6 protein-coding genes are annotated in these 9,262 nt (G+C 74.3%); 3 read left to right on the top strand and 3 right to left on the bottom strand.

What is annotated here, in order from left to right; genetic code table 11:
- On the top strand, window positions 1-1,748 hold a 1,748-nt coding region (locus VGI02_RS05815; protein ID WP_331626330.1), incomplete at its 5' end, for an O-antigen ligase family protein.
- Between the two features lie 8 nt (window positions 1,749-1,756).
- On the top strand, window positions 1,757-3,757 hold the full coding sequence (locus VGI02_RS05810; protein WP_331626329.1) for a hypothetical protein: 2,001 nt from the start codon (window positions 1,757-1,759) through the stop codon (window positions 3,755-3,757).
- Between the two features lie 178 nt (window positions 3,758-3,935).
- On the opposite strand, the gene VGI02_RS05805 is transcribed toward VGI02_RS05810, so the two are convergent.
- The 3 genes from VGI02_RS05805 to VGI02_RS05795 all read right to left on the bottom strand — a co-directional run bounded on the left by VGI02_RS05805 (window position 3,936) and on the right by VGI02_RS05795 (window position 8,915).
- The gene (locus VGI02_RS05805; RefSeq protein ID WP_331626328.1) at window positions 3,936-4,991 is read right to left on the bottom strand and encodes a glycosyltransferase family 4 protein; all 1,056 of its coding nucleotides are present in this window, start codon (window positions 4,989-4,991) and stop codon (window positions 3,936-3,938) included.
- On the bottom strand, window positions 4,988-7,009 hold the full coding sequence (locus VGI02_RS05800; RefSeq protein ID WP_331626327.1) for a glycosyltransferase: 2,022 nt from the start codon (window positions 7,007-7,009) through the stop codon (window positions 4,988-4,990). The genes VGI02_RS05805 and VGI02_RS05800 overlap by 4 nt, the downstream gene beginning before the upstream one ends.
- Before the next feature lie 112 nt (window positions 7,010-7,121).
- Window positions 7,122-8,915 (bottom strand): flippase, encoded by a 1,794-nt coding sequence (locus VGI02_RS05795; protein ID WP_331626326.1) that lies wholly within the window; start codon window positions 8,913-8,915, stop codon window positions 7,122-7,124.
- A gap of 89 nt (window positions 8,916-9,004) precedes the next feature.
- Between VGI02_RS05795 and VGI02_RS05790 the strand changes: the two genes are divergently transcribed.
- The coding region (locus VGI02_RS05790) for an NAD-dependent epimerase/dehydratase family protein (RefSeq protein ID WP_331626325.1) at window positions 9,005-9,262 on the top strand (258 nt) is incomplete at its 3' end.

The raw sequence follows: 9,262 nt of genomic DNA, 5'->3' as shown, positions 1-9,262 counted from the left end.
GGACGATCGTCAGCCCTGGTGGGCCGGTCGTCGACCACGGCGTGCAGGAGGCCCGCTGGTGGGGCGTGCTCGGCGCGGTCGGCGGCTTCATCGTGTCCCTGCTGGCCTGCTCGCTGCTGCGGCCGGGGCGCTGGTCGCGCGACCTCGCCCCGCACATGGTGCGCTCCCGTCGCCGGATGGTCGAGCTGAACGCCACGGTCATGGGCGACGAGCTCCGTGGGCTCCTCCAGGGACTGCGCCGACCCCAGGGGAAGATCACCGTCGCCCTCGCCGCGGTGGCGATCGCGGGCTACGGCGCCACCGGCTCGATGATCTTCCCGTTGCTGCCGATCCTCGCCGCCGGGATCTGGTCCTGGCGCACCGCGGACTCGCGCTGGTCGGCGGCCGCGCTGCTGTTCACCGGCGTCGGTGTGTTCCCCGAGAAGGTCGACGTCGTCAAGCTCGGCCCGGTCACCCCGACCGTGCTCGAGGTCGCGCTCGTCGTCGCCCTGATCATGACGCTGCGCGGGCGCAACGCGTCGCTGGCGCCACGCTCGGCGTTCGCCGGCCCGATCTCCGCGATCCTCCTGGCGGCGACCGTCGGCGCGATCTCGGCCCTCGCCCTCGGCGGCGAGTTCAGCCTGATGATCGACAATTACCGGGCGCTGCTCGAGGTGGCCGCGTTCGTGCCGGTCTACTTCGCGTTCGCCCGGCGCCCGCACCAGCTGATCTCGGTGCTGCTCTACATCGCCGGTGTCTGCAGCGCGGTCGTGCTGGCCGCCTCGGTGATGGGCTGGAGCAGGCTCCTCGTCGACGAGCGCAGCTCGGTGATCACCGGGTCGTCGACCTCCGACGTCGCGCGCCTGTCCGGCCCGACGCTGAACCTCTGGGCCCCGCTGCTCGTCCTGCTGCTGTCCGCGCTGATGCCGCGCAAGCCGCGCTGGCTCTGGATCGGCCTGGTGCTGATCGGCGTCCTGCACGAGGCGGGCAGCTTCAACCGCTCGACGTGGGCGCCGCTGGTCCTGCTCATCGTCGCGGTGGCCGCCGTCACCCACGGTCCGAAGGGCCTCGTCCGACGGGCCGCGGTCCTGATCGTGGTCGGCGCCATCGGCTTCAGCCTCGCCCTCACCGGCCTCGCGGGCGGCCAGGCGAAGCAGATCGCGCTGCGGGCATCCAGCGTCGTCACCGGCCAGGCCTACGGCGAGGACAGCCTCCCGGACCGTCTCCGGGAGAACGCGGCGGCGTACGCCACCCTCGAGAAACAGCCGTGGCTCGGGGTGGGCGTCGGTCAGTACTACGGCGGTGAGCTGATCACCTACGACGACGAGCACAGCCGGACCGTCGTCGATCCCCGGCCGTACATCCACAACCAGTACCTGCGCATCTGGCTCTACATGGGTGTGTTCGGTCTGCTCGCGTACGCGTTCGCCGGGGTGCGGATCCTGTCCCTCGTCGTGACCACGTGGCGACGACGGACACCGGGCGCCCCGATGGTCGTCGTCGTCGGCATGGGGCTGGCGTGCCTCGCGGCCCAGTCCAGCCTGCAGACGACGCTCGTGGACCGCCCGGCGATCATCACCACCGTCACGCTGATGGCAGCGGCGACGGCCTTCGCGACCTGGACGCCGTGGCCCCTGCCCATGCCGCCCGGACCCCGGCGCCCCGGGGTCGGGGCGGGCGGTCCACGGCCGGACCGGCGACCAGGGTCGGGCCCCGTCCCGAGCCCCCCGAGACGGCCCGCGGCCCGCGCGGGCACCATGGAGGAGTGAGCTCACCGATGACCGTGTCGTCCGCACTGCGCAAGGCGTGGTGGGTGCTCGTGCTCGGTGCCGTGCTCGGTGCCGTCGTCGGGCTCGTGGTCGATCTCCGCCTCGCCGGGGCCGATTACACCTCGACCTCGCAGGTCCTGATCTCGGGAGGCGGCTCGTCCGACTCCTCGGACAGCGCCTACAACTCGAACCAGTACATCAACCAGCGGATGTCGACGTACGCACAGTTCGCGTCGAGCGACCAGGTGGTCGTCCCCGCGAGCCGCGAGCTCGGCATCGACAGCGCCGACCTCGCCACCCGGGTCACGGCCAGCATCGACGGCGACACCACGGTGCTCACGATGAACGTGCGCGGCGCGAGCCCGGAGGACTCGGTCCGTGCCGGCCGCGCGGTCACCCAGGCGTTCACCCAGGCCATCGGTGCCCTGGAGACCCCGATCGGGCAGCCGCCGCGGGTCACGACGCAGGTCATCTCCGACCCGTCGACCCCCGCGCAGCGACCCTTGCCGCCCGCGGTGGTGTTCGTGCTCGCCGGTGCGCTCGCCGGCTTCCTCCTCGTGCTCATCGTCGTGTCCCTCTTCTTCTCGCGCACCCTGCGCCGTCTCGGCGGCCGGGTCGTGAGCTGGATCGGCACCGACCCGGCGGGTGCGCCGCGTCCGGTCGGCCCGCCGCCGACGGGCGCGAACCCGATCATGGCGCCGCCGCCGGGGTACTACCCGCCGCCGGGTCGCCCGCTGCCCCCGCCGCCCCGCCCGTCCGGCCCGCAGTTCGCGGGCCCGGCGGTCGACCCCACGCCGACGACGCCGGTCCCCGCCGGGCTACTCAAGGCGGGCAGCCCCGGCTCGGCGGAGGCCACGCAGCGGGTCTCCCGCGACGGCGAGGGCTCCGCCGGAGCGGCCGCCTCCGCCGGGACAGGCGCGGGGACGTCCGCTCCGGGCCAGAAGCCCGCAGGCGGTCCGGCCAAGCCCTCGCCCGCGCAGAAGCCCTCGCCCGCGCAGAAGCAGCCCGCGTCGGCAGGCGCCAACGAGAGCGCGGCCGGTGCGGCCGTGGCCGGAGCCGCGGCGGGTGCCGCCGCCGGCGGCGCGGCCGCAAAGGCCAACGCCGCCCCGTCGTCGAAGGCGTCGCAGCAGCAGAACCAGAGCGGGCCGGGCGCGCAGAAGCCGTCCGGACCGACCCAGCAGCCGGGGTCCGGGAGTGCACCCGCCTCCGGTCCGCAGTCGGGTGGGTCCTCCCCGTCGGGCGGCTCCGGCTCGGCCGCCCCGAAGCCGGCAGGTGCCGGTCCCGCGAAGCCCGCCCCCTCGCCCACGGGCCAGAACGGACGTCCCTCGCCTGGCCCCGGAGCCGGTGGGCCCGCGGCCGGAGGCGCGAAGCCGGGCACGCCCGCGAAGGGCGCCCAGCCCTCGCCCGGAGCCGCCGCCCCGAAGGCCCAGCCCTCGCCCGGTGTGAAGGCGGCGGGCGCGGCAGGTGCCGCTGCGGCGGCCGGTGCTGCCGGAGCCGCCGGAGCTGCGGCCTCCCGGAGTGCGGGTGCCGCGCCCGGCGGGACCAACGGTTCGCCTGCGGGTGGGCCGTCGAAGCCCGGCCAGAACGGGACTCCCGCACCGGCGGCCTCGCAGAACGGGCAGGGCCAGAACGGCCAGGCCCAGAACGGCCAGGCGCAGAACGGTCGCGGAGCCTCGCCGTCGCCGAACCCGGCCGACGCCCCGACGACCACCGTCGGCACGGCAGGCGCCGGCCCGCCGACCCCGAAGTGGCCCGCGCCCGGTAAGCCGGTGTCGGTCAAGCCGAAGGGGACCGCGGCGGGAGCGCCCGCTCCGAAGGGCGGCGAGGCCAAGAGCCCGAACCCGACGCCCCCGGCGCGCCAGGCCGGCCTCGACGCCGACACCGTCGCGGTCGACATGCGGCGCAAGAGCGGTCCGAGCCCGACGCCGCGTCCGCGGACGAACGGGGCACCGAACCGCGTGGGGTCGTCGGCCGCGACCGACACCGACCGCGGCTCGCGCGACAGCTGATCGAACGCCCGCCCGGTCACCGGACTCCGCCTCGGAACCCCGGTGACCGGGCGGACGTGTGTCCGGCGCTTCCTTCCCGTGTGATCAGGGGTACGTCAGGCACGTCGGCGGGCGGGATGGCCTGCGTGGTGTGCCCCTCGACGTGCCCCGGGAGCTCGCCGGGCGGCGAGGCCGGACCTCAGACGCCGGTGAGCGCCGGACGCCCCGTCACCCGCGCGAACACCTCGGTCCACGCCGCGGCGGCGCGGTCGGCGGAGAAGCAGCGCTCGTAGTGCTCCCGGGCGCCCGAGCCGAGTGCGAAAGCCGTCCCCGGGTCCGCGAGCCGGCCGAAGAGCGCCGCGAGGCCGTCGACGTCGTCCGCGTGCAGCGGAGGCAGGTCGGGCGCCGCGAACTCGGGGAGACCGCCCGAGTCGGAGACGATCGTGGGGACCCCGAGCTGCATCGAGAGCACCTGGACGCCGCTCTGGGTCGCCAGGCGGTAGTGCGCGAGCGAGGCCTTGGCGCGGGCGAGGCGGGGCAGCACGTCGGCGTAGGAGAAGTGCTCCCGCCGCCACTCGACGTGCTCGGGGAGCGTCAGCGACTCCAGCGGGCCGTTGCCGAGCAGCAGCAGCCGATCCCCCGAGTAGGCCGGGGAGGCGACGTGTGCGGCCCACGCCCGCAGGGCCACCTCGACGTTCTTGTACGGCGACATCCGCCCGAGCAGCACCATGTCGCGGCGCTCGGCGGCCGGGGCGGGCACGGGCGGCAGGTCCGCCTCGGGAACGTCCGACGTGAGCGGGACGACGTCGACCCGGCGCCCGAAGCGCGCCGAGAGGACCGCCGCGACGTGCGCGCTCGGCGCGACGACGCCGGCCGCGGTGCGGGTCTGGAGGTCGAGGACCCCGCGCTGGTGCCAGGGACGCTCCTCGTGGGCGTCGTGCGGGCGGTCGTCGTGGACCACCTGCACGAGCGGGGCGAGACGCGTCATCGGCAGCCAGCGCGGGTCGTGCACCATCTCGGAGACGACGACGTCGGGGGCGAAGCGTCGCGCCTCGGCCGTCACCCGGGCCAGCGCCGGCAGCGTTCGGGGATCCTTGATCGCGGGGTCCAGGACGCGCTCGTCCGGCCGCGCGGTGACCTTCTCGTAGTGCTGGTCGGTGGTGACGACGAGCGCCGAGTGCCCGGCGTCGCGCAGCGCGTCGACCTGCACGCGGGTCAGCGTCCGCAGCCACGGCGAGAGCCACAGGACCCTCATCGCACGCTCCTGATCTCCCGGACGGGCTCGTCCGGGGCGCCGGGGAAGGTGTGGCCCACGAGGCGGGTGAACGCCTGCTGGTAGGCGTCGGCCATGGCGGCGTCGGTGTAGTGGGCGAGGGCGCGGACCCGCCCCGCCTCGCCGAGCGCCCCGAGCCCGGCGCGGTCGTCGAGCACCGCGCCCAGCGCCTCGCTCCAGGCCTCGCGGGAGGTCGGCGCGACCACGACCCCCGCCCGCCCGTCGTCGAGCATCTCCGGGACCGTCCCGCTGGCGGAGGCCATCACGGGCACGGCGCGCGTCATCGCCTCGACCATGACGAGCGGGAACGCCTCGAATCCGCTCGGCACGCACAGCACGTCGGACTCGTCGAACGCGGCGTCCGGGCCGGCGACCTGTCCGCGCCAGCGCACGCGGTCGCGCAGACGGTCGGGGGTGGCGGCCTCGAGCCGCTCACGGTCGGGGCCGTCGCCGAAGATGTCGAGGGTCCAGTCGTCGCGGCGCAGCGTGTCCAGGGCCTCGATGAGCAGCAGCGGGTTCTTGTACTCGACGAGGCGGGTGAGCATCGCGAACCGCACCGGCATCGTCTCCTCGGCCGCCGGTCGGAACGGGCGCGGGTCCGCGGCGGGGATGCCGTTCGGGGCGGCCATGACGAGGTCGGTGAGCCGCTGGTGGCGGGTCAGGTCGGTATGGTGCTGCGCGGAGAGCACCAGCAGCCCGTCGGCGCTGCGCAGGCTCGAGGCGAGCGCGTCGGAGTAGGTGGCGCGGTCGAGCTCGGCGGGGTCGTGCGTGGCCGGCATCCACCAGCGGCGCTGCTCGCCGGTGCGCAGCGCCCGCCCGGCCCGGCCCAGGGCCCGCCACGTCCGCGCGAACCCGACCTCGGTGTTCGTCACCCCGCCCACGACGATCGCCTCGTCGCCCGCCACGTCCACCACCGGCTGCCACCACGGCTGCAGCGCCAGGCGCACCCGGGGGTCGAGCTCGGCGGTGTAGAGACCCAGCCCCTGGAGGCACACCATCGTCACCGGGTGGCCGCGGGCGACGAGCGCGTTGGCCAGCAGCACGCGCTGCCGCTCGGCGCCCCCGAGGTCGAGGTCGTTGGTGGTCACCAGCACGCCCGGGCGCCCTGCGGCGCGGTCGCGGACGGCGGTGAGCCGGCGACGGCGGACGGTCCGCTTCGAGCGCTGGATGCGTTCGAGGGTCGCCGTCCCGAGCGAGAACATCGTGCCTGCGCCGCGGTTGCCCGCGTTGCCCAGCGACATCACCTGCGAGGCGCGGAGCAGGTCGGCGCCGCGCAGCGTGGCCAGCGGGTCGTCGAGCTGGGTGCCCGCGGCGGTGTGGCTGACCTGCGGCCCGTCGTCGTCGACCAGCACGAGGCGCCACCCGGCGCGGCGGGCCGCGGGCTGCCAGGTGGCGTCCTCGCCGTAGACGAAGAAGCGCTCGTCGAACGGGCCCATCGCGTTCCAGGCGTCGCGGGAGACCAGCAGGCAGCAGCCCGCCATGTAGCCGTCGACCTCACGGGGCGCGGTGGGGTAGAGGTCCGAGAAGCCGCCGAGACGCGGGTGGTCGCGCAGGCGCTGGGCGTAGCCCGCGGCGTTGAGCAGGCTGCGGACGACGGACTGTTCCCGGTGCGCGACGTCCCACGGCCGCTCGCGGCCCTCCGGGTCGAGCACCGTCGGGGACACGGCCGCCACCCGCGGTCCGGCGAGCGCCTCGCGAGCGGCCGTCAGTGGGCCGATCAGCTCGGCGTCGGGGTTGAGGTGGAGCATGTCGGCGTCCGGGACCTGGGCGGCGAGGCCGTTCATCGCGGCGATGTAGCCGACGTTGGTGCCCGAGAAGGTCCACGTGACCTCGGGCCATCCGGTGGCGAGCTCGCGGACGTCGGCCGATCCGGACGAGGCGTTGTCCCAGACGTGCACGCGTGCGTCGGGCAGGTGCTTCTCGACGCTGCGCAGCGCGCGGTCGAGCAGGTCCGCCCGCCGATAGGACACGATGAGCACCGCCAGTTCACGACCGGTCACGTCGTGCGACTCCTCCCCGATCACGGTCCCGGCGGATGCCCCGGGCGAGGCCGCATCGTGGCACGACGGCCGGAGTGACGGACTTCATACCCTTCAGGGCGGTTCCGTCTCCTCAACGCCGGCGGATGACCCGCAGGTCCACGTACTTCCCCTGCTGGCGCATGCGGATCGTCTGCAGCGCCGCCAGGTCGAGCTCCATCGTGGGGACATCGGTGACGTCGGCACCGTTCGCGTCCCGCCTGCCGCGGCCCGCGGCGGCCATCGGCCGCATCTGGGTCGTCTCGGCGTCGAGGGCGTCGGCGGGGACCCGGCTGCCCGGGACCCGGGTGTCGAGCACCGTCGTCTCGGCGTCGAGGGCGTTCGGCACGCGGTCGGGGTCGACGAAGGGACCGACGGTCGGCCCCGAGGGCGCCACGCCGAGCCCCTCCTGCTCCCCGACGGCGGCCGCCTCGGCCTCCATGCGGTCCAGGCTGCGGGGGCGCAGGGCGCCGAGCAGCGCCGTGCGCATGCTGACCGGGATCGCGCCGATGGCCAGGGCGCCCCCGAAGTAGGCGATCCCGCCTGCCGCCATGGGCACGATCAGCGGCAGGTCGTAGGTGAGCCAGATGGCACCCAGCGCGAGCAGGCCCGGGGGGACCAGACGCAGGATGTAGCCGAACGGCAGCGGATGGACCCCGTAGCGGCGCAGGCGCCACTGCGACATCGTCACGCCGATGGTCTCGGTGACCAGCAGCATGACGCCGCAGGCCACCGCGCCGAGGCGCGGGATGAGGATGATGTTGCCGACGCAGTTCACGACCAGGTTGATCGTCGACATCGTCGTCAGGTACCGCTGCTCGTGGGCCGCGATGAGGCCGTCCGAGACGATCGCGGACAGGAACGTCATCGCGACCGCGATGAAGAAGAACTGCAGCGGCGGCCCGGCGAAGGCGCCGACCCCGTTCTGCCCGCCGACGATGTCCGCCATCCGGTGCGCGAGCGGCCAGCCGATGACGGCGATGGGGACGCCGACGAGCAGCAGGAACCGGTAGCCCTGGTCGACGGCGCGGGCGAACCGCGGTCGGTCCGCGTTGAACGTCTCGTTGATCGTCGAGAGCACCGAGCGTTCGAACACCTGCGAGATCAGCGTCAGCGTGAACGCGATCTGCAGCGCGGTGTAGTACCCGGAGACCTGGTCGGGGTCGGCGAGGATGGAGAGGATGAGGCCGTCCGCGCGCCAGTAGAGCACCGCGATGATCGCGATGACGGTGAGCGGGAAGGCCTCCTTGAGCAGTCCCCACATCGCCCGCCAGTCGACGATCCAGCGGATCTCGGTCAGGCGCCGCGCGCCCCACCACTGGATCGCCAGGCGCAGCGCCTGCGGGAGGATCTGCACCGCGCACATCGGGAGCAGGCCGAGGTCGAAGTACGCGACGGCCGCCGCCGACGACAGCGTCAGCACCCGCGAGAAGAACTCCGCGGACGCCGCCGACGAGTAGCGGACCTTGATGTCGAAGACCGGCTCGTAACAGCTCGAGATCGTCGTGAAGATCAGACCGACCGCGAGCACGAGCACCGCGCCCTGTTGGATCGGGTCGCCCCAGTACACGCCGAACCCGGCGATCCCGGCCACGATCGCGAGCGGCAGCGCGTAGAGCGTCGAGAACGAGACGTTCATCCCGACGAGCCGCTCGAGGTTGCCCCCGTGCCCTGTGACCCGCCGGACCACGATCGTCCCGACGCCGAGCTCGGTGAAGGCCTCGAAGGTCTGGGCGAACACGACCGCGGTGGCCATGACCCCGTAGCCGTTGGAACCGAGGTAGCGAGTGGCGATGGCGATCGTCACCATCGACAGCGGTAGGGCCGAGAACTTCGCCAGCACCTGGATGACGACGCCACGCGCGATCGCCGTGGACCGGGTGCTCATCGCACCAGATGATACCTGTGCGCAAGCGCCCGACCTTCGGCGGCGGGCGCCGCAGCGGAGCCCCGGGGTCGCTGGCTAGGGTCCGTCCGGTGAGCACCTGGCTGCTGACCGGCGGCGCCGGCTACATCGGCGCCCACGTCCTGCGCGCCCTCCGGGCGGCCGGCCACGACGCCGTCGTCCTCGACGACCTGTCGACCGGGCTGACCGAGCGCCTGCCGGACGACGTCGAGCTGGTGCTCACGGGCCTGCTCGACCCGGACCTGCCCGCGGTGCTGACCGGGCTCGCCGCGCGGCGACCGCTCGACGGCGTGGTGCACCTGGCCGCGAAGAAGTCGGTGCCCGAGTCG

This window comes from Actinomycetospora sp. (assembly GCF_036497245.1).
Taxonomy (GTDB): Bacteria; Actinomycetota; Actinomycetes; order Mycobacteriales; family Pseudonocardiaceae; genus Actinomycetospora.
The sequence above is the reverse complement of the archived record's forward strand: the minus strand, read 5'-3'. Positions and strand labels throughout refer to the sequence as shown.